Genomic DNA, 26,617 nt, shown 5'->3' on the forward strand with positions numbered 1-26,617 from the left:
ATGAAAACTTATCTGCGTCCCGCGGTCTCGCTGTTCATCCTGATGTCGCTCATCCTGGGCGGCTTGTACCCGGCGGTCATCACGCTGGTCGGCCAGGCCTTCTTCCCGGCCCAGGCCAACGGCAGCGTCATTGTGCGCGACGGCGTGCCGGTCGGCTCCGAGCTGATCGGCCAGAACTTCACCGAGCCGAAATACTTCTGGGGCCGTCTGTCCAGTTCGGGCACTTTCCCGTACAACGGCGGGGCTTCGGGCGGCAGCAACTTCGGTCCTCTGAATCCTGCCCTGGTCGATGCGGCCAAGGCGCGTGAGGAGGCGTTGCGCGCAGCTGATCCTGGCGCCGGCCGGGAGATTCCTCTGGACTTGCTGACTTCATCCGGCAGTGGGCTGGATCCGCATATCAGTCCGGCTGCTGCGGAGTATCAGGCGGCACGGGTGGCGAAGGTGCGGGGCTTGTCTTTGGAGCAGGTTCGCGCGCTGGTCAAGGTGCAGACTGAGGCGCCGCAGTGGGGCTTGTTCGGCGAACCGAGGGTCAACGTGTTGAAGCTGAATCTGGCGTTGGATGCGGTCAGCAAAACCTGACATGTTCTGTTTTGTTGTTCTTTGCTTGCTTGCGGTTGTTTTTTGGTAGCTTCTGTCGTTTGTTCTTCTGTAGCTTTGGCTGTTAGTTCTTCGGACGACCAAGCCGGGGGTAGCCCGGCAGCTACTCACTTTTCTTGCTTCGCCAAGAAAAGTAAGCAAAAGAAGGTGACCGCAAGTTCGCAGCCCCTTCGGGGTTCCCGGCGTCGTCAGGCACAAATCGGGAGGGGAAATAAACTCGCTACGCTCAGACAAATTTCCCCTCTTTATCCGATTTGCACCTGCCGCCACCGGCTGCTCGCAAGCGGGAATTCCAGACTGGCTTGCTGCGCATCGCCAGGGGACCGAGATGGAGTGAAGGTCTGTGTTCTTCGCTATCGTCGCAACAACGATGCAATTGGCTACGATTAAAGGTAACAATTGCGATGCCGAAGGCGAGCGACCCTTGGCGATGCGTAGCGAGCCAGTCTGGCCGGTCCGCTTATGAGTCGCCGTTGGTGACGCGCACAAATCGGATAAAGAAGGGAAACTTGTCTGAGCGAAGCGAGTTTGTTTCCCTTCCCGATTTGTGCGTGGCATCAACGGGTACCCCGCGCAGCGGGGCGGCGAATCGCGGTCGCCTTCTTTGGCTTACTTTTCTTTGGCGAAGCAAAGAAAGTGAGTAGCTGCCGGGCTACCCCCGGCAAGGGTTGATCGAAGAGAAAACAGAATCAGCTACAGGCAAAGGCCAGTCGGAACAAAACACAGCACACGACCACACGAACCCAACCCGCTAAAAAAGCCCATTTCCAACTACAATACCCCCACCATGCCCACCCGCCCCAACCCCGACGACCTCCTCGACCGCGTCATGCGCGACGAAGACCGTCAGGCGCGCGGCCGGCTCAAGATCTTCTTCGGCTCCTCCGCCGGCGTGGGCAAAACCTACGCCATGCTGGCCGCCGCCAGAAACCTGCAGGAACAAGGCGAGCAAGTCCTCGCCGGCATCGTCGAAACCCACGGCCGCGCCGATACCGAAGCCATGCTCGAAGGGATCGAACGCCTGCCCCTGCGCAGCATCCAATACCGCGACCGCACGCTGCATGAATTCGACCTCGACGCCGCGCTCGAACGCAAACCGACCTTCATCCTGGTCGACGAACTGGCGCACTCCAATGTCCCCGGCTCGCGCCACGCCAAACGCTGGCAAGACATCGAAGAGCTGCTGCACGCCGGCATCCATGTCTACACCACCGTCAACGTCCAGCACATCGAAAGCCTCAACGACGTGGTCGGCCAGATCACCGGCATCCGCGTGCACGAGACGATTCCGGATCATGTCTTTGACGAGGCCGACGACGTCACGTTGGTGGACTTGCCGCCCGACGAACTGCTGCAACGCCTCAAGGAAGGCAAGGTCTACCTGCCGCAACAGGCCGAGAAAGCCGGGCGTAATTTTTTCCGCAAGGGCAATCTGCTGGCGCTGCGCGAAATCGCCCTGCGCCGCACCGCCGATCGCGTCGACGCCGACATGCGCGAGTACCGCGCCGATCGCTCCATCGTCCAGCTGTGGCAGACCAAGGAACGCATCGTGGTGGCCATCGGTGCGCGCGCCGACGAAGACAAGCTGGTGCGCGCCGCCGCACGGCTGGCGGCCAAGCTGCAGGCAGACTGGCTGGCGGTGCACGTGGATGCGCCGAGCTGGCCGCGGGTGACGCTGGCCGGGCGCGAACGCATATTGAAGAACCTCAAGCTGGCGCAATCATTGGGCGCGGAAACCGCCAGCATCACCGGCGAAGACGTGGCGCAGGCGCTGGTGCAGTTCGCGCGCAGCCGCAATGCAGGCAAGCTGGTGATCGGCCAGTCGCACGGCGGCGGCTGGACGCAGTGGAAACGATGGTGGCGCAAGAATCTGGCCGAACGTATCGCCGCAAACGGACAGGACATCGACGTCTATACCGTGGCGCGTCCGGTGGAATCGAAGCGCGACGACAGCGTCAGGCCTCCGGTGGAAGAAGCACGCGACGACAGCGGCCGTCTGCGCCGCCGCCGCGGCTATCTGTGGGCCACCGTCAGCTGCGCCGTGACCACGGGGCTGGCCTGGTGGCTGATCGCCTATCTGCATCCGGCCAACGTGATCATGCTGTACCTGGTCGGCGTGATGATCGTCGCGGTGCGCTACGGGCGCTCGGCGTCGGCACTGGCGTCGATCATGAGCGTGCTGGCGTTCGATTTCTTTTTCGTGGCGCCGCGCTTTTCCATCAGCGTCTCGGACGCGCAATATCTGATTACCCTGCTGGTGATGCTGGCGGTGTCGCTGTTCATCAGTTCATTGGCCTCGCGCATGCGGCATCAGGCCAACGTCGCCATGCTGCGCGAGGCGCGCGCCGGCAACCTGTACATGCTCGGCAAGGAACTGGCGGCGGTGCTGACGCTGGAGCAGATCCTGGAAATCGGCCGCCGCCATCTCGGCGCGGTGTTCGGCGCCAAGACGGCGTTCTGTTTGCCCGATAGCGGCGAAAACGTGCGCGTGGCCGCGCCGGAAGAACACGACGCCCATGCCCTGCAAGATGTCGACCTGGGCGTGGCGCAATGGGTCTACGACAACGACCAGGCGGCGGGGCGCGGCACCGCCACCTTGCCGGCGGCGCAGGCGCTGTACCTGCCGCTGAACGCGACCATGCGCACGCGCGGCGTGCTGGCGTTCGTGGCCGAAGATCCGCTTCAGCTGGCCTTGCCGGAGAATCGGCAAATGCTGGAAATCTTCTGCTCGCAGATCGCCATGGCGATCGAGCGCTTGCACTACGCCGAGGTGGCGCAGGATGCGCTGGTGACGATGGAGTCGGAGCGCCTGCGCAACTCCCTGCTGTCGGCCATCTCGCATGACCTGCGTACGCCCCTGACCTCGCTGGTGGGCAGCGCCGAAGCGCTGGCGCGGCAGCCGTCGCTGGGCGCCGACGAGCGCGAGATGGCCGTCACCATCAGCGAGCAATCGCAACGCATGTCGGGACTGGTGGAAAACCTGCTCGACATGGCGCGCCTGCAATCGGGCGGCATTACGCTCAACCGCCAATGGAATTCGATCGAAGAAGTGGTCGGCACCGCCTTGCGCCTGCTCAACAAGACGCTCGGCGAACGCCGCGTGGAGACGCATCTGCCGGCCGACTTGCCGCTGGTGCGTTTCGACGCGGTGCTGATCGAGCGCGTGTTCGCCAATCTGATCGAGAACGCCGTCAAGTACGCACCGGCCGGCGAGATCATCATGGTCGATGCAAGAGCCAATGCAGGCATGATGGAAATCAGCGTGATCGACCGCGGTCCGGGCTTCCCGCAAGGCATGGAAGAGCGCGCGTTTGAAAAATTCACACGCGGCGATACGGAATCAAGCACGCCAGGGGTCGGCCTGGGATTGGCGATTTGCCGCGCGATTATTGATGCCCACGGTGGTGCGATACGCGCGCTGCCCGGCGACGGCGGCCGCGGCGCGCGCGTCTGCTTCACTTTGCCTTTGGACAAACCTCCGGCCCTGCCGGAAGAGGAATAACGATCATGTTGGATCACGCAGGCAATATCGTGTTCGTCGAGGACGACGCCCACATCCGCAAGCTGGTGCGTAGCGCGCTTGAACAGGAAGGCTTCATCGTGCACGAGGCGCGCACCGCGCGTGAAGGCATGGTGGAAGCGGGCACCCGCAAACCGGATCTGGTCATCGTCGATCTCGGCCTGCCCGACCAGGACGGCAAGCAGGTCATCGCCGACATCCGCTCGTGGAGTGACGTGCCGATCGTGATCCTGTCGGCACGTACGCAAGAGGCGGAAAAAGTCGCCGCTCTCGATGCCGGCGCCGACGATTACCTGACCAAGCCCTTCGGCGTGCCGGAATTGCTGGCGCGCATCCGTGCCCAGTTGCGCCGGCGCAGCCAGGCCAGCGCGGCGACCGGACGTTTTCGTCTCGGCGATCTGCTGATCGACCTGCCGGCGCGCACGGCCAGCAAAGGCGGCGAGGCGGTGCACCTGACCCAGATCGAACATCGCCTGATCGCCACGCTGCTGCGCGACGCCGGCCGCGTGATCACGCACCGCACCTTGCTGGCGGCGGGATGGGGACCGTCGCATACCGAAGATCATCACTACCTGCGCATCTACATGCAGCGCCTGCGCCAGAAGCTGGAAGACGACCCGGCACAGCCCAAGCACATCGTCACCGAAATCGGCGTCGGCTATCGCATCGTCAACGCTGAACCGGCCTGATACCGCTGTTTTCAGTGACGCAAAATTACCCTGATTTACACTGATTCGGCTCGCACGCTCCCGATTCCTCCTGATTTGATAGACTGTCCCGCTAATAAAAAAACGGGAGGGTTTCATGACGCGGTTCTTGCAGCGTTTCAAGCTGTGGCAACGCATGGGGTTGTTGGGCGTATTGGGAGTATTGCTGGTGGGGCCGCCGCTTTATCTGTATGTGGATGGCGCTGACAAAAGCATCGCTGTGTCGCGCCTCGAACAGAGAGGCCTTGAGCCCGGTGTCAAAACGCTCAAGGCGCTGCAGCTGGTGCAGAGCCATCGCGGTTTGTCGACGGCCTTCCTCACTTCCGGCCAAATGGTTGATCAGCTCGGTGAAAGCACGCGCCTGGGCACGCTCGCGATGGACGCGCTGGCGCAGTCTCTGCAAGCCGGCAGTCCTGCTGAAGCGGCGCTGCTGCAGAAAATCCGTACGGAATGGGACGACCTGTCCAAAGCCGTGAGCCGGCGCGGCGTAACCTTGTCCGACAGTTTCGAGCGTCACAGCCAGCTATGCCTGAGCCTGCTGCTGCTCAGCGAAAAAATCGCCGACCGCTATCACCTCAGCCTGGATTCCGATCCGGGCGTGTACTACCTCGTGCATGCGGTGTATTTCGACTTGCCGCAACTGGCTGAATACCTGGGCCAGGTGCGCGGCGCCGGCGTGCGCTACCTGATCGCCGGCCAGATCGACGATGATGCGCGCGTGAACCTGCACAGCCTGATTGCCGGCACGCGCCAGCACGGACGCACCTCACTGCGCTATTTCGAAAAAGTCTATGGCGCCGTGCCGGCGCTGAAGGCGGAACTCGGCGCCAGCTCGGAGGCGTCGACCATCGCCAGCCGCAGTTCGCTGAACCTGTCGCGCGATGAGATCGCTGCCGCCGACACCTTGACGATGACGCCGGCCGCCTACTACGACGCGATGAGCGTTGCAGTCGATCAGCAATATCGCACCGCCTTCCTGGCGTCCGACCGCCTGCAGAAAATGATCGCCGACCGCATCGCTGCACAGGAGCGACAACGCGACCAACTGACCGGCGGCGTGCTGCTGATCGCCTTGCTGGCGGCGTTGTCGGGCTGGCTGATCTGCCGCAGCCTGGTGCGCCAGCTGGGCGGCGAGCCGGCCGATGTGATCGAGGTGTTGAGCAAGGTGGCGCAGGGCGATTTCACGCAGTGCATCGAGGTCGCGCGCAATGACGATTTCAGCTTGGTGTTTCACATGAAGGATATGGTCGACACCTTGTCGGCGGTGGTGGCCGACGTATCGGAAGGCGCCGGCGTGCTGGCCGATGCCTCGCGCGAGATCAGCAGTACTGCGCAAGCCTTGTCGCAGGGCGCCAGTGAACAGGCCGCCGGCATCGAGATGACCAGCGCCTCGCTGGAAGAAATGTCGACGTCGATTTCGCGCAATGCCGCCAATGCACGCGTCACCGATGCGCTCGCGGGCAAAACCGCCGACGGCGCCGGCGATGGCGGCAATGCGGTGTTGTCGACCGTTTCGGCCATGAAGCGCATCGCAAAGATGGTGGAAGTGATCGATGACATTGCTTATCAAACCAATCTGTTGTCGCTTAACGCAGCGATCGAAGCGGCCAGCAGCGGCGGCCAGAGCCGCGGCTTTGCGGTGGTGTCGGCGGAGATCCGCAAGCTGGCCGAACGCAGCCAGGATGCGGCGCAGGAAATCGGCGACGTGGCCGGAACCAGCGTCGCGCTGGCCGAACAAGCCAGCCGTCTGCTGGAAAACCTGGTGCCGGAAATTCGCCGCGCATCGGAACTGGTGCAAGAGATTTCCCATTCCTGCACCGAGCAGTCGGCCGGCGTCAGCCAGATCAATTCCGCCGTGGTGCAACTGAGCATGACGGTGCAGCAGAATGCAGCCGGGTCGGAGCAACTGGCGGCGACCGCCGAAGAGATGAGCGCGCAGGCCGAGAAGCTGAGCAGGTCGATTGCCTTTTTCAAGCTACCGCATGACGAAGCTATGGTCGCTGAACAAACCTAAAGATCCCCCCAGATATCGATCTGGCGGCGGATCGTGCCGGCATGGCCGTCGCAGATGATCAGCACTTCCTTGCTGCCGTTGCGCATGACGAAGCGGAAATACTCTGCCTCGTTGCGCTGCACGAAACTTTCACTCTCAATCTTGCCGGCGCCGGCCATGACTTCCATGGCGGCGCGCCGGCATGCCGGCAATTGCTTCCTTGCTTCGATGGACGGGCCGTAGTCTTCCGGCGAGCGGTACGGCACCACCGCATGCGCGGCGGGCAGCAGCGCTGAACTTAAGAGCAATACGCCCAAGGCCGTTGAAATTTTCCCGTCCATGTCAGCCTCAGAAGGTGCGCGACACCGACAGCACCAGCTGGTCGCGGCCGAGGTTCTTGCCCTTGACCGTGTAGCCGGCGTCCTTGGCGTTGGTGCCGGTGTAGTAGGCCGCCAGCACGTAGCCGGAGAAGTCGCGGTTCAGGCCCAGCTTCCAGTCGGTGTACGACAGGTTGGAGGAGTTCGGGCCGGTATAGCGCTGATGGCCGACATGCGCAACGCCGTTGATGCCGGCGACCAGCTCGTGCGTCAGTCCCAGGTCGATGTAGCTGGAGCCGCGCGTGTCGGCGCTGCCGAACGTGTTGCCGACGGCGTAGGAATAACGCAGCGTGATCCACTTGGCGTCAAGGCCGAGATACAGCTCATTGGTGTCGGCCTTGGTGAAGCCGTTGGGGAAGCTGCCCGGATAGGCGTAGTGGAGGAAGCCGATGTCGCCGGTCAGGGTGTCGTTGAAGCCATATTTGAAGCCGCCGTAGATGTCGGCTTCCAGGCTGGCCGATGCGCCCGGCGTGGCGTCACTGATCCAGCTGATGTTGGACGCCCAGATGCCGGCGTACAGGCCGCTCTCGTGCGAGAGGTCGAAGCCGCCTTGCACGGCAGGCTTTTCATTGGTCTGGGTCAGACCGCGGAAAACGTATTGGCTGTAGAGGCCGATGTTCGCGGTGGAGGTGAAAGCAGGCGCAGGTGCAGTTGCAGTTGCGTCGCCATTCTCTGCCGCGGCGGCGGGCAGCACGTGCAGCAGGGCAGTTGCCGCCACGGCGATGGAAACGAAACGGAACGGCGCAAATCGGGATGTCATTTTCTTGTACTCCACAAATCAGGTTGATGTGGGCTACAAGATAAGAAATGCGGCGTCTAATTCTTATAAAACTTTATGCTGCGCGGATAAACGCACCATAAAAATCGCCGGAATTACATCGCGCTCAGCACCGCTTCCAGATCGTCGTCTTCGGCCGGCGGCGTCGACATGTCGAGCACCGCTTCGATGTGGTTCAGATGCTCGATCATCGCCGCCACGGCTTTCTCGACCTTGCCGGCGGCGATGGCGTCGATGATGTCGCCGTGCTCGTCATGGGTACACGCCGGCACGGTAGGAGAGTCGTACAGCACGATGATCAGGCAGGTCAGCGACGCCAGCTCGCGCATCATCTTGCTCATGACCGGGTTCTCGACCATGTCGGCGATGCGAATGTGGAACTCTCCCGACAGCCTGATGATCGCGCGGCGGTCATTGGCTTCGCGCGCCTGCGCCTCCAGCGCGACGTGGGCGCGCAGTTGGGCGATATGGTCGGGCCGGGTGTGTTCGCACAGATGGCGCAGCAGCGCCGGCTCGATCAGGCGGCGTGCCGAAAAGATCGCGCGCGCTTCGCTCGGCGTCGGGCTGGCGATGAAGGCGCCGCGATTCGGGATCGTGGTGATCAGTCCTTCGTGGCTCAGCCGCGCCAGCACTTCGCGCACGCGCGTACGGTTGACGTTGAAGATGCCGGCCAGCTTTTCTTCCACCAGCTTGGTGCCCGGCGTGAGGCGATGCTCCATGATCGACGTGAGGATGCGCTCATAGATGACGTCGCCGGCCATCGGCCGCGCGCTCACGGCTTGGGCGGGCAGGGGGCTGTTGTCCGCGCTCTTGTTCAGTTTGCTTGCGGTCTTCTTGCGGCCGGGTCTGATGGCGGCGGTGTTGGTGGTGCTGGTCATTGCATTGTCCTGAGGCGATGTATTTTGTGGGGATATATTGTCACAATTAATAAAAACTTTCCCGACATTTATAAAATAATTTGTCGCACCGGTTTGGTTCGATTTCTCCCGTTTTGCACCAGCCTGGATTTTATTTCCTGCTTCCATGCGGTGAATAAAGGCTACTTCACTCTGAAATTCAATTGAAACTGTCCTGGCACAGGTATTGCATTGTTTGTCGCAATCAGTATTTTAAATTGTCACAATCTTAATTGCGGTCCATGCTCATTGCTTCGATGAGTTCCATCTTTGAGTTACTTACGGGAGAGTCACCATGCACTATCAAGTATCCGGCGCACAAAAAAACCTGCCGCGTTCGTCCGTCATGCGCGCCGCCGTCGTGGCCGCCGGGCTGGCCTTCAGCCTGGCTTTCGCCGGCGCAGCCCAAGCCCAGGCCAAGCCGAAGTTCAAGCTGGCCTACGCCAAGTGCGCGCACTGCATGTCGATGGCGCTGGTGCCTGAACTGGCGAAAAACGTCGACATCGAAGGCATCAACTTCACCGCCGGCAGCGACGCGCTGACCGCACTGGTGTCCAAGAGCGTGGACATCGCCCAGGTGACTTACCTGTCCTTCGTCAGCGGCCTCGACAAGGGTTTCGACCTGGTGGCGGTGTCGGGCCAGGTCAACGGCGGCTCCGAAATGCTGGTAGGCAAGGACATGGCGCTGGCTTCCGACGACTGGGCCGGCCTGAAGAAGCTGATCGCCGACTACAAGGCGCAGGGCAAACCGTTCCGCATCGCAGCTTCGCGCGGCAATGCGCAGGACCTGCACATGCGCGGCGAGCTGGCCCTGAACGGCATCAATCCGAGCAAGGACGTGCAGTTCGTCAACATCCCGAATCCGTCCGACCACGCCGCAGCCCTGCAGCGCGGTGAAGTCGAGCTGATCTGCTCGGTCGAACCGTTCGCCTCGCAAATCCGCATGACCGGCGTCGGCAAGCATTTTGCATTCCCCTACAAGCAGGCAGCCGGCCGCCTGACCAACCTGATCGTGACGCGCTCGGATGTGATCAAGGAACATCCGGCCGAAGTGAAGGAAACCGTCGCCGCCGTGGTGCGCCTGGTGGACAACCTGCAAAAGGACAAGGGCGCCTGGGTTGCCAGCATCGTCAAGGGCACCGGTCTGGACAAGACCGTCGCCACCGAAGCGCTGAAGAACTCCTATCCCGACTTCAAGATGTACCGCGCGCAGACGCAAGCCATCGGCGCGATGATGAAAGACCTCAAGTACATCTCCACCGACGTCTCGGCGCAGATCGACAAGAACATGGACTACAGCTTCCTGATGGAAGTCACCAAGAAGCCCAAGTCCGAACTGGGCTATTGATTCAGGCGCAATACGGATTTAACCGGATAGAAAGCAGGTGATCACAATGAATGGTTTGATGCGCTCCTTGTCGGAGGCGAAGTGGCGGTTCGCCGTACCGATTTTTCTGGTGTTGTTCTGGGAAGCGTTTTCCCGTTCGGGAGCGATCCCTGCTTCCTTGCTGCCGGCGCCGTCGCGGGTGTTCGCGACCTGGATGGACTGGATCTTCGGTTATAGCGAAGCAGCCCAGGACAGCAGCGGCCGCTGGATCTTCGACGCCATGGCCAGCTGCATGCGGGTCACGGCCGGCTATCTGATCGCGGCGATTTCCGGCATTGCGCTGGGCGTGGCGATCGGCTGGTGGCGCTGGGTGGAGAAAGCCATCGAGCCGACCGTGCAGATGCTGCGGCCGATTCCGCCGGTGTCGTGGATTCCGCTGGCGATCATCTGGTTCGGCATTGCCAACAAGCCGGCGATTTTCCTGGTGTTCCTGGGCGCGTTCTTTCCCATCCTGATGAACACCGTGCACGGCGTCAAAACCTCCGACCGCAATCTGTTGCGTGCAGCGGCGATGGCCGGCGCCAACCAGAGCCAGTTGCTGCGTTTCGTGATCCTGCCGGCGGCGATGCCGAGCATCTTCGCGGGTCTGCGCATCGGCATCGGCAGCGCCTGGATGCTGACGGTGACGGCGGAGATGGTGGCGGTCAAGAGCGGTCTCGGTTACGCGCTGTGGGATTCGTATTACTTCCTGCGCTACGACCTGGTGATCGCGGCCATGATCAGCATCGGTTTGCTCGGCTACCTGGCCGACCTGATCCTGAAACTGATCATGAATTCGGTACTGCGCTGGCAGCACGTGGCGACGGTGCAGGGCAAGGCATAAGACTGAGCAAGGAGAACAACATGGCATTCATCGAACTGAACAATATCGTCAAGGTCTTCAAGGACAAGAAGCGTGGCACCGACATGCTCGCCATCGACAACGTCACGCTGAGCCTGGAGAAGAAGGAATTCCTCTGCCTGCTCGGCCCGTCCGGTTGCGGCAAGTCGACGCTGCTGAACATGATCGCCGGCTTCGAGCATCCGACCTCGGGCAGCGTGATCGTGGACGGCAAGCCGATCAGCGCTCCCGGCGCCGACCGCGGCATGGTGTTCCAGCAGGCCAACCTGATGCCGTGGCTGCCGGTGTGGGACAACATCGCGTTCTCGCTCAAGCTGCAAGGCAAGAGCGCCGCCGAACGCCGCGCCGCCGCTCAGCCATTTATCGAAACGGTGAAGCTCAAGGGCTTTGAAAATCACTTCCCGGCCGAGCTATCGGGCGGCATGGCGCAGCGTGTCGGCATCGCCCGCGCGCTGTTGCAGAATCCGTCGGTGATCCTGATGGACGAGCCGTTCGCTGCGCTCGATGCGCAGACCAAGATGGAAATGCAGGAAGAGCTGGTCACGCTGTGGCAGCGTTATGAGGGTACGATCGTGTTCGTCACGCACAGCGTCGATGAAGCGCTGGTGCTGGCGACCAAGGTAGCCGTCATGACGCATCGCCCTGGCCGCATCCGCGACCTCATCGACATCGACCTGGCGCGGCCGCGCGACACCACGAGCGCTGAGTTCAACCAATACAAACGCCATGTGCTGAGCCTGATCCGAGAAGAATCCGCGCTCGCCCATGCCGACGCAGTCAAAATCGCCGCATAGAATTTCAAGGAAATCATCATGACTCAACGTACTCTGCTCGGCATGCTGACGCCGTCCTCCAACACCACGCTGGAGCCGGTCACCACCGCAATGATCGCCGACATCCCGGAAGCCAGCGCGCACTTCGGCCGCTTCCGCGTGACCGAGATCGCCCTGTCGAACCAGGCGCTGGCGCAATTCGACGACAGCGAAATCCTGCGTGCGGCCGAACTGCTGTCGCACGCCAAGGTGCAAAGCATAGGCTGGAACGGAACCTCGTCGGGCTGGCTCGGTTTCGACGCCGACGAACGCCTGTGCAAGCGCATCACCGAAGCGACCGGCATTCCGGCCTGCACCTCGGTGCTGGCATTGAATGAGATTTTCGACATCACCGGCGTCAAGCGCTTCGGCCTGGTGACGCCTTACCTGGACGACGTGCAGGCGGCGATCATCAAGAACTATGCGGCATCCGGCATGGAATGCATCGCCGAGCGTCATCTGCGGAAGCAGGACAATTTCTCTTTCTCCGAAGTCGGCGCCGACGAGCTGCGCGCCATGGTGCGCGAGGTCGCCAAGGAAAAGCCGCAGGCCATCACCATCTTCTGCACCAACCTGCGCGGCGCGCCGCTGGTCGAAGAGCTGGAACGCGAAGTCGGCATCCCGATCTACGACACTATCTCCACCGTGGTGTGGAAGTCGCTCAAACAGGCCGGGTCAGACCCGTCGCGCATCCGCAATTGGGGCAGTTTGTTCCGCGATGTTGTTTAGGGCGGAGCCGAACATGGAAGACTTTGATCTGGTAATCCGCAACGGCACCGTCGCCACCGCATCCGACATCATGCAATGCGATGTCGGCGTCGTCGGCGGCAAGGTTGTGGCGCTGGGGCGTAATCTTGCGCCCGGCAAGAAAGAAATCGATGCCGCCGGCAAGCTGGTGCTGCCGGGCGGCGTCGACAGTCATTGCCATCTCGACCAGCCAATGGAAGAGGGGCTGGAGATGGCCGACGATTTTCGCAGCGGCACGATCTCGGCGGCATGCGGCGGCACCACGACGGTGATTCCGTTTGCGGCACAAGCCAAGGGCCAGTCGTTGCGTGCGGCAGTGGAGGATTACCATCGCCGCGCCGAAGGCAAGGCCGTGATCGACTACGCCTTTCACATGATCGTCAGCGACCCGACCGAAAAGGTCCTGAAGGAAGAGTTGCCGCAACTGATCAGCGAAGGCTATACCTCGTTCAAGATCTACATGACCTATGACGATCTCAAATTGAATGATCGTCAGATCATCGACGTGCTGGCCATCGCGCGGCGTGAAGGCGCCATGGTGATGATCCATGCCGAAAACGCCGACTGCATTGCGTGGCTCACCGAGCAACTGGAAGACGCCGGATTGACCGCGCCCAAGTATCACGCGACCTCACGGCCGATGCTGGTCGAGCGCGAAGCGACGCATCGTGCGATCGCGCTGTCCGAACTGGTCGACGTGCCGATCCTGATTGTGCACGTCTCGGGCAAGGAAGCCATCGAGCAGATCCGCTGGGCGCATGGTCACGGCCTGCGCATCTATGCCGAGACTTGCCCGCAGTATTTCATGCTGACTGCCGACGATCTCGATCAGGAGGGCTATCACGGCGCCAAATGCATCTGCAGCCCGCCGCCGCGCGACAAGGAAAACCAGCAGCACATCTGGGACGGCCTGGCCAACGGCTTGTTCACGGTGTTCTCGTCGGACCATGCGCCGTTCCGCTACGCCGATCCCAAGGGCAAGATGCCGGGTGGGAAGGAAGTGCCGTTCCGCTATATCCCGAACGGCACGCCGGGACTGGAGACGCGTCTGCCCTTGCTGTTCTCGGAGGGCGTCGGCAAGGGCCGCATCGACCTCAACCGCTTCGTCGCACTGACGGCGACCGACCCGGCCAAGATGTATGGCTTGTATCCGCAGAAGGGCACCATCGCCATCGGCGGCGATGCCGACATCGCCATCTGGGATCCGCACAAGGAGGTCGTGATCGCCAATGCCGACCTGCATCACAACGTCGACTACACGCCATATGAAGGCGTGGCGGTGACCGGCTGGCCGGTGACCACGCTGTCGCGCGGCGAGGTGGTGTATGACGGCAAGGATCCGCAGGGAGCCATCGGTCGCGGTGAGTTTCTCAAGTGCGGTTTGCCGGATCCGGCGCGTCCGCGCAAGCGCTGAGCGGGTGCCGCAGGGCAATCCTTGCTCGTAAACGATAAGCACTCTCAATTCAGTATTTCTTCGACGTGCTGGTCGCACTTCCGTGTATGGCCAGTGTGACCAGCGCATGTCTTTGTGGTTATTCTGCCCACGTATTTCGAAATCTCCGGCTCGCATTCGTTTTCCGATTGCTCGCGCCGGAAGCATGGTGCTAGCATCACGCCGGACGCAACGTCTTCCTGATTGCGTCAGATTTTTGAAGACGGGTAATCCATGAAAAAACAAATCATCATTGCAGCCGTGGCCGTCCACGGATTGCTGGGGATGCAGTCGGCGTTCGCCGCCGGCGCAATGAACGTCGACGACGCGCAAGTGCTCGGCGCCGACAAATGCCAGCTCGAAGCCTGGGGCAAATTCAATCGCGACGGCACCGAGCGCTGGCTCAATCCGTCATGCAACCTGACCGGCAACCTGGAAGTCTCATGGGGTAATTCCTGGCAGCGCGACGGTACCGGCATGTACCTGGCCAATAGCCAGTTGCAAGGCAAGACCGTGTTCCGCGAAATGTCGCCGGACAGCTATGGCGTCGGCATGCTGGCCGGCGTGGTGCGCCAGACCGACAGCGGCGACGATGGGCGCAAGCGTTCGTGGAATGTCTATTCCAAGCTGCTGACTTCGTTCTCGTTCAAGGACGACGCGTTCCTGTTGCACACCAACCTGGGCGCGATTCGCAAAGGCAAGGAGCAGACCACGCGCCTGACCTGGGGTCTCGGCAATGAGACGAAGCTGATCGACCGGCTCTCGTTCATCGGCGAAGTGTTCGGCGAGAACAAGGGCAAGCCGTCCTACCAGGCCGGCGTGCGGGCGGCGCTGGTGCCGGAACACGTCGAACTCGACCTCACCTATGGCAATACCTTCGGCGCCGACACGCGCGGCCGCTATGTCGTGCTCGGACTGCGTTTCATCACGCCTGAACTGAAACGCTGAGGCGCTTTTTCTTTTGCCGGATTGACATGGTTTCCTGACAAGAGCTCTTGTCGCGCGTCGTCTCGTGGTAAATTACGTCTTGTGCTTGCAGCAACATGCAAGAGCAGCTAACAAAACCTTCGCAGTTTTCCCCGCTTGCGATTTCTTCATTGCGCTTCCGCGGCCCGGCCCGTCGGACTTCGCGCTGTTTTGTTAGCTGTTCTTCGGCAGGCGCACTTTCTTTACTACTCAATAGGTACCCTCGTTGGAAAACATATTGCTGATCGTCGCGGCCCTCTTTCTGGTCGCGCTGAACGGTTTTTTCGTCGCAGCAGAATTCGGTCTGGTCAAACTGCGCCAGACCCGCATCAGAGCCATCGTCAAGACGCAAGGTTTGCGCGGACGCATACTGGCGACTGTCCATAATCAACTCGACGCTTACCTGTCGGCCTGCCAGCTCGGCATCACGCTGGCGTCGCTGGGCCTCGGCTGGATCGGCGAACCCGCCTTTGCCAGCCTGCTCGAACCCTTGTTCGCCTTGCTCGGCGTGAGTTCGCCCGAACTGATCCACGGCGTCTCCTTCGTGTTCGCCTTCGTGATCATTTCCTTCCTTCATATCGTGGTCGGCGAGCTGGCGCCGAAGTCGATGGCGATCCGCAACCCGGAGCGCATCGGCCTGTGGTGCGCGATGCCGCTGTACGGTTTTTACTGGACCATGTATCCGGCAATCTGGCTGCTGAACCTGAGCGCCAACTGGGTGCTGCGCATTACCGGCCTGGGCGGCGTGCATGGGCATGATTCGCACTATTCCTCCGACGAACTCAAGCTGATCCTGCGCTCCGGCGGCAAGACCGGCAAGTTCACGCCGCAGGAGTGGAGCGTGCTGGCGCAGTCGCTCGATTTCGGCGACCTCAAGGTGATGGACCTGATGCGTCCGGCCAACGAGATCGTCGCGCTGAGCGCGGCCAATACGCATGAAGAAAACATGCAGATCATTTATCGCAACCGTTTCAGCCGCTATCCGTTTTTCGATGCCGAGCAGCAGGAGGTGCTGGGCCTGCTGCATCTGAAGGACGTCTTCATTGCGCAGCAGGACGGCAAGGCCATCGTCGACCTGCGCCAGTACCTGCGTCCGGTCCAATACATTTCACCGAGCCTGTCGGCGCAAGAGCTGCTGCGCCGCTTCCGCACCGGTTCGCCGCACTTCGCGATCATCGGCCGCAAGGGGCAGACACCCTTGGGCTTCGTCACGCTCGACAATCTGCTGAGCGTGCTGGTGGGCGAGATTCGTGACGAGTTTCGTCATACTTCCAATGAGTGGACGCGGCAGGATGACGGGACTTTGCTGGGCAAGGGCAGTCTGCCTATCGTGACGCTGGAGCACATGCTGGGCATTGACCTCGAATACGACGAGACGGTCGATTCGGTCGGCGGACTGGTCATGGAGAAGCTGGGCGAGGTGCCGAAAGAAGGGCAGAAGGTCGAGTTTCATGCTTTTGACATTGTGGTCAAGAAGATGAAGGGGCCGAAGATTTTGTTGGTGAAGGTTTATCCGAAGATGCAGGATGGGGAGTGGGTGGGGGAGATGGAGGGATAGGTTTTTCTCTCTGTGTTTTGTTCCGACTTGCTTGCTGTGCGTTTCTGATGCTGTTCTTTCTTCGATCAACGCTTGCCGGGGGTAGCCCGGCGGCTACTCACTTTCTTTGCTTCGCCAAAGAAAGTAAGCAAAGAAAGGCGACCGCGATTCGCCGCCCCGCTGCGCGGGGTTCCCGTTGATGCCACGCACAAATCGGGAAGGGAAACAAACTCGCTACGCTCAGACAAGTTTCCCTTCTTTTTCCGATTTGTGCGCGTCACCAACGGCGACTCATAAGCGGAATTCTTCTTCGGCTCGCTTCGCATTGCCTTGGGGGGTTCGCCTTCGGCATCGTGATTCTTATTCTTTCGTTTTTTTTAATGATGGCGAAGAACTTCGACCGTCGTTCCATCTCCGTCGCCCTGGCGATGCGAAGCGAGCCAGTCTGGAAGTCCGCTTGCGAGTAGCCGGTGGCGGCAGGTGCAAATCGGATAAAGAGGGGAAACTTGTCTGAGCGCAGCGAGTTTGTTTCCCCTCCCGATTTGTGCCTGACGACGCCGGGAACCCCCGAAGGGGGCTACGAACCAGCGGTCGCTTCTTTTGCTTACTTTTCTTGGCGAGACAAGAAAAGTGAGTAGCCGCCGGGCTACCCCCGGCAGGGTAGTCCGAAGAACAAACAATAGAAGCTACCTACAAACAGAAGTCGGAACAACAGAACAAAAAAAGCCGCCAATAAAGGCGGCCTCTTCATCATCCAGTAAGCGAATCAGCTTACTGCATAAACCACCCATGGCTAACCACCACCGACTGCCCGGTAAGCGCATTGGTAGGAAACGCCGCGAGGAATACCGCCGTCTGCGCCACATCCGCCGTCGTGGTGAATTCACCGTCCACGGTATCTTTCAACATCACCTTCTTGATCACGTCGTCTTCGCTGATATTCAGTTCCTTGGCCTGCTCGGGAATCTGCTTCTCCACCAGCGGCGTACGGACGAAGCCCGGACAGATCACGTTCGAGCGGATCTTGTCCTTCGCGCCTTCCTTGGCGACCACTTTGGCCAGGCCGATCAGGCCGTGCTTGGCGGTGACGTACGGCGCCTTCAGCGGCGAGGCTTCGTGCGAATGCACCGAACCCATGTAGATGATCGAGCCACCCTTGCCGGCCTTGATCATCGCGCGCATTGCGGCGCGGGTGGTCAGGTAGGCGCCGTCGAGGTGGATCGCCAGCATCTTGCGCCAGTTTTCCAGCGTGCTGTCGACGATCGGAGCGATGATTTGGATGCCGGCGTTGCTGATCAGGATGTCGAGCGTGCCGTAGGCAGCCACCGCGTCGGCGATACCCTTGTCGACCTGCGCTTCGTCGACCACGTTCATGGCGACGGCCATTGCGGTGCCGCCGCTCTTGTTGATCTCTTCGGCAGCGGCCTTGGCAGCGTCCAGCGCCAGATCGGCGATGACGACCTTGGCGCCGGCCTTGGCGTATTCAATGGCGATTTCTTTGCCGATACCGCTGGCTGCGCCTGTGATCAGAGCGACTTTATCTTTGAGTACCATGACGTTCCTTTTTGTTAAGCAAAAATATTAAACAAAATACTAAAAAACTATTTAGCAAGATAATCGTAAGCGACCGTGCCCAGCGGCAAAGTCAGGTCAGACAAGATGTGCACCGCGGAGATGACTTCCAGCACCGGCAGGTCGGCAATCGGCGCCAGTGCATGCGAATGCAGGTCGAGCGCGCCGGGACCGGTCCAGGCGCCCTTGATGGTGATGTCGGACAGACTGTACTGTACCAGTTCGCAGATGCGCGGTGTGCCGTCGACGTGGGGAATGATCTTCAGCAGGAAACTGGGTGACCCCAGCGTCTTCGCCACCCCCTCGTGGTCGAGCGCGCGATGCTTGAATCCCATGGTGCCGGTGGCGATGCGGAAGTCGCTGTAATCCAGCGTGCCGACCAGCGTGTCGGTGTGCACCCGCAGCTCGGGCGTGCCGAGTTTTTTCGGGAAACCCCACAGCTCGCGTCCGCCCGCAATCGGCGGATGGTCGTTGAGGTACATGCTGTGCACATAACCGCCGGCGACGCCGTTGAGCGTGACCGGAATCACCTGTCCCGACTCGCAATAATGACCGAAGCCGGTTGAGTCGGGCATGTTGATGAATTCGAACTTGACGATCGGCTCGACGAATTGCAATGGCGCGGGAATGATCTTCCTGAGCGCATCCGGATCGGTGCGGTAGGTGATGATCAGGAACTCGCGATCGACGAAGCGATAAGGCCCGCGCGGGAACGCCGGGTTGTGGAGGGGCATGGCGAAAGCATTGCGACGGATTTCGTCTTCAGTCATGGCGTCTTTCTCTGCGGGGGATGGAAGTGAAGCGAGGCGGTAATTCGCTCTTGCCAGTTCGAGGGAAACGATTGCATAAAGTTCACCTCTTTACCGACTCTTGTCGCCCTGTAAAGCTTGCTGGAGGCTGACAGCCGCACTGGTGTTGCTATCGCGCCATGCTGTGTTCAGGTGTCATTGGCCTGAAATAATCGGCAGTTACGCTCTGCACCGTTGTCAACTGAAAAAGGACGATGCATGAGACTGCTTTCCACCCCGGCAGATGCTAACCCCAGTTCTTCCAAACTGTCCCTGAGTCTGGCCACCACGCCGGAAGAAGTTCGCGAAGTACAGCGTCTGCGCTACAAGGTCTTCATCGAAACGATGAACCTGTCGGCGCTGGCCAATGCAGAAGGTCTCGACAAGGACGAATTCGACGACTACTGCGACCATCTGATCGTGCGCGACAACAAGACCCTGAGCGTGGTCGGCACCTACCGCGTGATGAGCCCGCATGCCGCACGCCGCATGGGCAAGTTCTACTCGGAACAGGAATTTGACCTGAGCCGCCTCGACAATATCCGCAACGTCATCTGCGAAGCCGGCCGCGCCTGCATCCATCCGGATTACCGCAGTGGCGCCGTCATCATGCTGCTGTGGGCCGGCATCGCCGACTTCATGCGCAAAGAGCGCTGCGATTACCTGATGGGTTGCGCCAGCGTCAGCCTGGCCGACGGCGGCCACAATGCGGCGGCGCTGTATCACGCCTTCCGTGAAAACAACATGGCGCCGCAAGAGTACAGCGTCACGCCGCACACCGCCTTCCCGATCGAAGAGCGCGAAGCCGGCCACCAGCCGCAAGTGCCGCCGCTGTTGCGCGGCTACTTGCGCAGCGGCGCCTGGGTCTGCGGCGAACCGGCCTGGGATCCTGATTTCCATTCGGCTGATTTCTTCCTGCTGCTGCCGTTGGCCAAGCTGGATGGCCGCTACGCCCGCCATTACCTGAAAGAATCGAGAGCCGCATGAAATCACGCGATCAATTTCTGGATGCCAACGGTATAGACGCCGCTCTGGGAACGAAACGCGATCCTCTCCATTTCCGCACCATCTGGATCTCGGACGTGCATCTCGGCACGCCGGGATGCCAGGCGCAACGACTGCTGGAATTCCTGCGCGCCACCGAGTCCGAGACGCTGTACCTGGTCGGCGACATCATCGACGGCTGGCAGCTAAAACGCCGCTGGTACTGGGAACAAAGCCACAACAACGTGGTGCAGACGGTGCTCAAGAAAGCCAAGAAGGGCACCAATGTCATTTTCGTGCCGGGCAATCACGACGAAGTCATCCGTCAATTCATCGACCTCGACTTCGGCGGCATCAAGATCCGCGACGAACTGGTGCACACCACGGCGAATGGCAAGCGCATGCTGGTGATCCATGGCGACCGCTTCGACGGCGTCATCGCCTGCGCCAAGTGGCTTGCCTACGTCGGCGACAATCTGTACACCATGATCCTCAAGTTCAACCAGTGGTTCAACAGCTGGCGCGCACGTGCCGGCTTGCCGTACTGGTCGCTGTCGCAATACCTCAAGGGCAAGGTCAAGAACGCGGTCAACTACATCACCTCGTTTGAAGATGCGCTGGCTGCCGAAGCCTCCAAGAAAGGCCTCGACGGCGTCATCTGCGGCCACATCCACAAACCGGAAATCCGCGACATCAACGGCATCACCTACTGCAACGACGGCGACTGGGTGGAAAGCCTGTCGGCCTTGGTGGAAGATGAAGCCGGCGAATTGCGCCTGGTGACCTGGGGCGAAATCATGCAATTGAAGAAGAGTTCGAAATTAGCCGGAGTAGAAGATTTATGCGCATTGCCATCGTAAGCGACGCGGGCGAACCGCAAGTCAATGGCGTAGTCAACACTCTGCGGGCAACGCAACAATGCCTGCGCAACAAAGGCCACGAAGTACTGATGCTGGCACCGCGCGATTTCCGCACGTTCGCCTGCCCGACTTATCCCGAAATACGGCTGGCCTACAAGCCGTATGCCAAGATCGCCGCCGCGCTGGACGCTTTCAAGCCGGACTGCATCCACATCTCCACTGAAGGTCCGATGGGTCTGGCGGCACGCCGCTATTGCCTCAGGAACAAGCTCGATTTCACCACCGCGTATCACACGCGTTTCCCGGAATACCTGAGCGCACGCAAGCTGTTGCCAAAGGCGCTGACCTATCGGTTGATGCGCTGGTTCCACGGTCCGTCCAAAGCGATCATGGTGCCGACGCCGAAGATGAAGGAATCGTTGGAAAAGAATGGTTTCCGCAACGTCGCCCTGTGGGGCCGCGGCGTCGACACCGAGCATTTCAGGCCGGCGGCGGAAGACCATGCCTGCATCGTGCGACCGCTGTTCCTGTATGTCGGACGCGTCGCCGTCGAAAAGAACATCGAAGCCTTCCTCAAGCTCGATCTGCCCGGTTCCAAATGGGTGATCGGCGACGGTCCGCAACGCGAGGAGCTCGAACAGCGTTATCCGGAGGTGCGCTTCCTCGGCGCCAAAGGCCATGACGAATTGCCGGCGTATTACAACTGCGCCGACGTGTTCGTGTTCCCCAGCCGCACCGACACCTTCGGACTGGTGCTGGCCGAAGCCATGGCTTGCGGCGTACCGGTCGCGGCGTATCCGGTCGAGGGACCGATCGATGTCGTGGCCAACGGATTCTCCGGCGCTTTGAACGAAGAACTCGACGTCGCCTGCATGGACGCCATGCAGCTGTCGCGCGACGACGTGCGTGCGCATGCAATGACGTATTCGTGGGATGCTGCCACCCAGCAATTTCTGCAGCATCTGCACTATGCCCGCAGCGCGACCCCGGTGGAGTTGGGCGATGCCGTCCTGCATGATTCCCGATAAGTCCGCTCCGGATTTCCCCCTCGGCATGCGCTGATCCTCAGTAACGCCATCTCCGCCATGGGGCTGGCGTTGCTGTTTCGATACGCCCGAACAAGCGGGCTTTTCACGATCTCCTTTCCTCATGCTCCCCTGCAGCCCCCACCGGCGCGGTCCGGTATGTTTTTTGCGTACCGGCTGGCGGGTCAAGTTGCTTGCAATACGGCCGTTTCCATATAAAACACATAAAGTGCGCAAGATGAAGTCCGCTTCATTGTCCTGTTGTCCGATGTAGTCATTTGCCGGCGATGCTTTACGGAAACATCATTGGGGGGAGTCATGAAAAATCTGTTTGCCAGATTGCAGCTGTGGAAAAAATTCGCTCTGCTTGGCGTTATCGGTCTCGCCTTGTTCGGCGTGCCGACCACGTTGTACATCATCAGCGCAGAAGGCGTGATCGCTCACAAGACCCTGGAAATGAAAGGCGTGGTGCCGGCGCGCGCCTTGCTGCGTTCCATGCAGCTGATGCAGCAGCATCGCGGCATGTCGGCGGTCCTGTTGGGAGGCAATGCCACGGTCGCCGCGCAACGGCAGGCCAAGGCGCAGGAAGTCGGCCAGGCGCTACAGAACCTGCAGACGCAACTCAAGGACGGCGGTGCGCGCAATCCGGCAATCGGACAGAGTCTCGCCACCGTCGTGACAGCGTGGAATGCCTTGCGCGACGGCGTCGCTGCGGGGCAGGTGACCGGGCCGCAGAGTTTCAGCGGACATAGCGATAACATCGCGAAGCTGTTTGAGATCAACGACCTCATCCTCGACGACTTCAGGCTCAGTCTCGATCCCGACCTCGACAGTTCGAAGCTGATCACCGGCGGTTTCGTGGCGCTTCCGCTGTTGACCGAGGAGCTTGGGAAGATGCGCGCGCGGGGTTCCGCCATACTCGGAAAAAAGGTCGCCACAGCCGACGACAAACTGGCGATCATCAGCCCTCGCCAGGGTGCCGTCGAGCGCCTGAGGCAAGCCGATCAGTTGTTCCAGCAAGCCTTCCTGATCAACGCCTCGCTCAAGAGCGTGCTCGGCGCGACAGTGGACGACGCCAGGAAGCAGGCTGCCGCCGTCATCGCCCTGGCCGATGAAAAGGTCCTGAAGACGGAGAACCTGGAGTTTCCACCGCAGGAATATTTCGGCAAATTCACCGAAGCCATTGACGCCCAGTTCAAGGTCGTCGACGCAGTCATCGGCAGCCTCGAAAACACACTCGGCCAGCAGACCGCGCAATTGCGCCGCATGGAAATCTGGCTGCTCGGCGGCATCGGCGCGCTGGCCCTGTTTGCCGCCTGGGTCGGCTACATGCTGTCGCGTTCGATCACCGTGCCGATGTCGGAATCGGTGGCGATGGCGCAGCGTGTGGCTTCCTGCGACCTCACTTCGCGTGCAGTGGTGACGGGCAGCGATGAGTCGGCGCAGCTGCTGCACGCGCTCAACGACATGACCGGCAGCCTGGTGCACATCGTCAGCGACGTACGCACCAGCATCGACGTGATTCATGTGGCGTCGAAAGAAATCGCCACGGGCAACGCCGACTTGTCCAGCCGCACCGAATCGCAGGCCTCGAGCCTGGAGGAAACCGCCAGTTCGATGGAAGAACTGACGTCCACCGTACGCCAGAATGCCGACAACGCGCGCCAGGCCAATTCGCTGGTGACCTCGGCTTCCGAGCTGGCGGTCAAAGGTGGCAAGGTGGTCGGCGACGTGGTGCAGACCATGGGTTCGATCAAGGAGAGTTCAAGCAAGATCGTCGACATCATCAGCGTGATCGACGGCATCGCTTTCCAGACCAACATCCTGGCATTGAACGCGGCGGTGGAAGCGGCGCGCGCCGGCGAGCAGGGACGCGGCTTCGCCGTGGTGGCGTCGGAAGTGCGCAGTCTCGCGCAACGGTCGGCGTCCGCGGCGAAGGAGATCAAGGAACTGATCAGCGACTCGGTCGGCAAGGTCGACGCCGGCGGCAAGCTGGTCGATGAAGCCGGCGCAACGATGGGCGAGATCGTGACCTCGGTCAAACACGTTGCCGACATCATGGGCGAGATCACGGCGGCCAGCCAGGAGCAGAGCACCGGTATCGAAGAAGTCAATCGCGCCATCACGCAGATGGATGAAATCACGCAGCAGAACGCCGCGCTGGTGGAGCAGGCCGCTGCTGCCGCCGAGAGTTTGCAGGAACAGGCTGACGTGCTGGCCAAGGCAGTCAGCGTGTTCCGCATCACGCCCGCGGAAGCGCAGCATAAGCCGGTGATTTCCTTGCCGGCGCCCTCGCGTCCGCCTTCGTCCTCCGCCCCGGCGAAGTTGCCGGCAGCGGCAAAAACCTCGGCGCTGAAAGCCACCGGCAAGCCTGCGCCGCGAACGGTGTCCAAACCGGTGGAAGCCGGCGGCGCCAATGAATGGGAAGAATTCTAAACGCTGTTGCAAGCGCAGCATGTTGCGCTGACCAAGGAAAAACGAATGAGCTCGCAAGGTCCGCCGTGCGGGCTTTTTTCATGCATTTTTGCCCGCGTGATGCGCCGCTTTCGTGCGTCCTGATTGCGTTTAAGACAACTATGCGATAAAAGTATAGTTGCATGCGCACAAAGCATTAGCCTTGTTTTCGGCGCTTATCTAAGATGCGGCACAGTACAAAGGACAATGAAACGCCGGAACAGACCACGCGCGCAGACGCGGCATTCACGACGATACGGGGCAGCCGAGGCAGAGATATCTCGCCTTGGCGCACCGCGTTTTCCCGATCAATAAATATTGCTTCACGCCAAGAAAAATCGGGATGAAACCCGTACAATAAAAAATATGCAGGCAGGCATGAATCCTGCTGACGAAACAAGGTAGACCGTGCGCCGGTGCAACCGGGTTCGATCTGCCGACGACAGCAAGTAGTGGATATATCCAGCGATTTGCATCTTCAGGGACGGCAGTTTTTTATCAGGGGAAGTTGAGCGTTATGATTTCAAATATCAAAATTGGTGCACGTCTTGCACTGGGATTCTGTCTCGTTTTGCTCTGCGCAGCGGCGATCCTGCTCAACGGCCTGTGGCGCATGACCGAGATGGAACGCAGCAGCGCCTACATCATCGACCAGAAGGTCGCCAGCATGACCGCAGCGATGAGCATGCGCGAATCCGGCAGCGCCTTGGCGCTGGCATTGCGCAAGGTGGTGACGCCTACCGACGCCGCCGAAGGCCAGCAGGAAAACCAGCGCCTGGCCAAGATCCTGCAAGCCTATGCGGGCTATGAAGGCCAGCTCACCAAACTGACTTCCACCGACAAGGGCAAGACGCTGCTGACGGCGTCCGCCGCTGAACGCAAGGTGCTGTTCCCGATCGTCGAGAAAATTCGTGAAATGGTCGGCGGCGGCAATTACTTCGACGCCGCCCAACTCCTCAAGAGCGATTTCCTGCCGTCCTACGACAAGTGGATGGCCAGCGTGGCCGCACTCGCCGCGTATCAGCAGGAAGACATGTCGGCAGCTTATGTCGACTTCCAAAGCAGCTATCGCAGCGGCCAGATCGGCATGATCGTGATCGGACTGGTGACGCTGTTGCTGGGCGCCTTCTTCACCTGGTCGATTACCCGCACCATCACGGCGCCGCTGCTACGCGCCGGCAAGATCACCGAAACCATCGCCAGCGGCGACCTGACCCAGACCGTGGAAGAAAAGAGCCACGACGAAGCGGGCCAGCTGGTGCATTCGCTCAATACGATGCAGACCAAGTTGGCGGCGACCGTCAATGAAATCAAGCAGAGTGCGGCCATCATCGCAGTGGCGTCGCAAGAAATCGCCACCGGCAACGCCGACCTGTCGAACCGTACTGAATCGCAGGCATCCAGCCTGGAAGAAACCGCCAGCTCGATGGAGCAACTGACCTCGACAGTCAAGCAGAACGCCGAGAATGCACACCAGGCCAACCAGCTGGTGATGTCGGCCTCCGACTATGCAGTCAAGGGCGGCAAGGTGGTCGGCGACGTGGTGCAGACCATGGGTTCGATCAAGGAAAGCTCGCGCAAGATCGTCGACATCATCGGGGTCATCGATGGCATCGCGTTTCAGACCAATATTCTCGCGTTGAATGCTGCGGTTGAAGCCGCGCGCGCCGGTGAGCAAGGTCGCGGCTTTGCCGTGGTCGCGTCCGAAGTTCGCAGCCTGGCGCAACGTTCGGCTTCGGCCGCCAAGGAAATCAAGACTCTGATCGGCGACTCGGTCAGCAAGGTCGACGCCGGCGGCAAGCTGGTCGATGAAGCTGGCGTGACCATGAGCGAGATCGTGACGTCGGTCAAGCACGTGGCCGACATCATGGGCGAGATCACCGCCGCCAGCAAGGAACAGAGCGCGGGCATTGCCGAAGTCAACGGCGCCATCGCGCAGATCGATGAAATCACGCAGCAGAATGCGGCGCTGGTCGAACAAGCTGCTGCGGCGGCCGAGAGTCTGCAGGAGCAGGCCGATCTGTTGGCGCGCGCGGTTGGTGTCTTCAAGATCGACAACGCTGTCTTCGCTGCGCAGGCCGCGAATACCCCGTCGATGCTGAAGACCGTCAATCCGCCGTTGGAACTGGCAACCGAGACCGCAACGCATGCAGCTCCGGCGATCAAGCCGGCGGCAGCGCGCAAGACCACCCTGGCGCCGACGCCGAAGCGTCCTGCCGTGCCGCAGGACGAAGGCAGCTGGGAAGAGTTCTGATCAGTTCTGATGGGTTCCAACCTGAATGCTCAGGTCGGTCGTAAAAAAAGGCTGCTCGATGAGCAGCCTTTTTTATTTGGCCTATCTGGC

At 60.7% G+C, this 26,617-nt stretch carries 21 protein-coding genes; 16 read left to right on the forward strand and 5 right to left on the reverse strand.

All coding sequences use genetic code 11. The features are described 5' to 3' along the window. The 4 genes from kdpC to ACIROY_RS15545 all read left to right on the forward strand — a co-directional run bounded on the left by kdpC (position 1) and on the right by ACIROY_RS15545 (position 6,838). Positions 1-579 carry a potassium-transporting ATPase subunit KdpC gene (kdpC, locus tag ACIROY_RS15530; RefSeq protein ID WP_402342322.1) on the forward strand — a complete coding sequence of 193 codons (579 nt, stop codon included), beginning with the start codon at positions 1-3 and terminating at the stop codon, positions 577-579. Positions 580-1,384: 805 nt separating this feature from the next. Beyond that, entirely contained in the window at positions 1,385-4,099 is a 2,715-nt protein-coding gene (locus tag ACIROY_RS15535; RefSeq protein ID WP_402342324.1) for a DUF4118 domain-containing protein, read from the forward strand. A 5-nt stretch (positions 4,100-4,104) separates the two neighbouring features. After that, positions 4,105-4,806, forward strand: a complete 702-nt coding sequence (locus ACIROY_RS15540) for a response regulator (protein ID WP_402275972.1) — start codon at positions 4,105-4,107, stop codon at positions 4,804-4,806. A 115-nt stretch (positions 4,807-4,921) separates the two neighbouring features. Beyond that, positions 4,922-6,838: a methyl-accepting chemotaxis protein gene (locus tag ACIROY_RS15545; RefSeq protein WP_402342326.1), complete on the forward strand. Its 1,917-nt coding sequence runs from the start codon at positions 4,922-4,924 to the stop codon at positions 6,836-6,838. On the opposite strand, the gene ACIROY_RS15550 is transcribed toward ACIROY_RS15545, so the two are convergent. From ACIROY_RS15550 to ACIROY_RS15560, 3 genes are all read right to left on the reverse strand, one after another. Next, positions 6,835-7,158, reverse strand: coding sequence for a hypothetical protein (locus ACIROY_RS15550; protein WP_402275977.1), 324 nt, complete (start codon positions 7,156-7,158; stop codon positions 6,835-6,837). The genes ACIROY_RS15545 and ACIROY_RS15550 overlap by 4 nt on opposite strands. Positions 7,159-7,165: 7 nt before the next feature. Next, complete coding sequence (locus ACIROY_RS15555; RefSeq protein ID WP_402342327.1) at positions 7,166-7,954, reverse strand: TorF family putative porin; 789 nt, start codon at positions 7,952-7,954, stop codon at positions 7,166-7,168. Positions 7,955-8,067: 113 nt separating this feature from the next. Next, entirely contained in the window at positions 8,068-8,850 is a 783-nt protein-coding gene (locus ACIROY_RS15560) for a GntR family transcriptional regulator (protein ID WP_402275981.1), read from the reverse strand. Positions 8,851-9,163: 313 nt separating this feature from the next. On the opposite strand from ACIROY_RS15560, the gene ACIROY_RS15565 reads away from it, so the two are divergent. The 7 genes from ACIROY_RS15565 to ACIROY_RS15595 all read left to right on the forward strand — a co-directional run bounded on the left by ACIROY_RS15565 (position 9,164) and on the right by ACIROY_RS15595 (position 16,611). Further along, a complete protein-coding gene (locus ACIROY_RS15565; RefSeq protein ID WP_402342329.1) occupies positions 9,164-10,216 on the forward strand; it encodes an ABC transporter substrate-binding protein in 1,053 nt (350 codons plus the stop codon). 46 nt (positions 10,217-10,262) lie between these two features. Further along, entirely contained in the window at positions 10,263-11,078 is an 816-nt protein-coding gene (locus ACIROY_RS15570) for an ABC transporter permease (RefSeq protein WP_402275986.1), read from the forward strand. Between the two features lie 20 nt (positions 11,079-11,098). Further along, on the forward strand, positions 11,099-11,890 hold the full coding sequence (locus ACIROY_RS15575; RefSeq protein WP_116434979.1) for an ABC transporter ATP-binding protein: 792 nt from the start codon (positions 11,099-11,101) through the stop codon (positions 11,888-11,890). Between the two features lie 18 nt (positions 11,891-11,908). Beyond that, the gene (locus ACIROY_RS15580) at positions 11,909-12,637 is read left to right on the forward strand and encodes an Asp/Glu/hydantoin racemase (protein WP_402275988.1); all 729 of its coding nucleotides are present in this window, start codon (positions 11,909-11,911) and stop codon (positions 12,635-12,637) included. A gap of 13 nt (positions 12,638-12,650) precedes the next feature. Then, a complete protein-coding gene (hydA, locus tag ACIROY_RS15585) occupies positions 12,651-14,069 on the forward strand; it encodes a dihydropyrimidinase (RefSeq protein ID WP_402342331.1) in 1,419 nt (472 codons plus the stop codon). 252 nt (positions 14,070-14,321) lie between these two features. Continuing rightward, on the forward strand, positions 14,322-15,035 hold the full coding sequence (locus ACIROY_RS15590) for a hypothetical protein (RefSeq protein ID WP_402342333.1): 714 nt from the start codon (positions 14,322-14,324) through the stop codon (positions 15,033-15,035). A gap of 244 nt (positions 15,036-15,279) precedes the next feature. Next, complete coding sequence (locus tag ACIROY_RS15595; protein WP_402275996.1) at positions 15,280-16,611, forward strand: hemolysin family protein; 1,332 nt, start codon at positions 15,280-15,282, stop codon at positions 16,609-16,611. Between the two features lie 750 nt (positions 16,612-17,361). Here the strand turns inward: ACIROY_RS15595 and ACIROY_RS15600 are convergent. Then, positions 17,362-18,144, reverse strand: a complete 783-nt coding sequence (locus ACIROY_RS15600) for a 3-hydroxybutyrate dehydrogenase (protein WP_402342335.1) — start codon at positions 18,142-18,144, stop codon at positions 17,362-17,364. 47 nt (positions 18,145-18,191) lie between these two features. Then, positions 18,192-18,932: an acetoacetate decarboxylase gene (locus ACIROY_RS15605; protein ID WP_402342337.1), complete on the reverse strand. Its 741-nt coding sequence runs from the start codon at positions 18,930-18,932 to the stop codon at positions 18,192-18,194. A 237-nt stretch (positions 18,933-19,169) separates the two neighbouring features. Between ACIROY_RS15605 and ACIROY_RS15610 the strand changes: the two genes are divergently transcribed. The 5 genes from ACIROY_RS15610 (at position 19,170) to ACIROY_RS15630 (ending at position 26,527) form a co-directional block, all read left to right on the forward strand. Beyond that, the gene (locus ACIROY_RS15610) at positions 19,170-19,937 is read left to right on the forward strand and encodes a GNAT family N-acetyltransferase (protein ID WP_402276007.1); all 768 of its coding nucleotides are present in this window, start codon (positions 19,170-19,172) and stop codon (positions 19,935-19,937) included. Continuing rightward, positions 19,934-20,794, forward strand: a complete 861-nt coding sequence (locus tag ACIROY_RS15615) for a UDP-2,3-diacylglucosamine diphosphatase (RefSeq protein WP_402276010.1) — start codon at positions 19,934-19,936, stop codon at positions 20,792-20,794. The genes ACIROY_RS15610 and ACIROY_RS15615 overlap by 4 nt, the downstream gene beginning before the upstream one ends. Beyond that, positions 20,776-21,822: a glycosyltransferase family 4 protein gene (locus ACIROY_RS15620; RefSeq protein ID WP_402276013.1), complete on the forward strand. Its 1,047-nt coding sequence runs from the start codon at positions 20,776-20,778 to the stop codon at positions 21,820-21,822. Before ACIROY_RS15615 ends, ACIROY_RS15620 begins: the two co-directional genes overlap by 19 nt. 315 nt (positions 21,823-22,137) lie before the next feature. After that, positions 22,138-24,255, forward strand: a complete 2,118-nt coding sequence (locus ACIROY_RS15625) for a methyl-accepting chemotaxis protein (protein WP_402276015.1) — start codon at positions 22,138-22,140, stop codon at positions 24,253-24,255. A gap of 535 nt (positions 24,256-24,790) precedes the next feature. Continuing rightward, positions 24,791-26,527: a methyl-accepting chemotaxis protein gene (locus ACIROY_RS15630; RefSeq protein WP_402276018.1), complete on the forward strand. Its 1,737-nt coding sequence runs from the start codon at positions 24,791-24,793 to the stop codon at positions 26,525-26,527. Positions 26,528-26,617: the final 90 nt, after the last annotated feature.

This window comes from Herbaspirillum sp. NPDC101396 (assembly GCF_044767365.1).
In the GTDB taxonomy this organism is placed as follows: Bacteria; Pseudomonadota; Gammaproteobacteria; order Burkholderiales; family Burkholderiaceae_D; genus Herbaspirillum.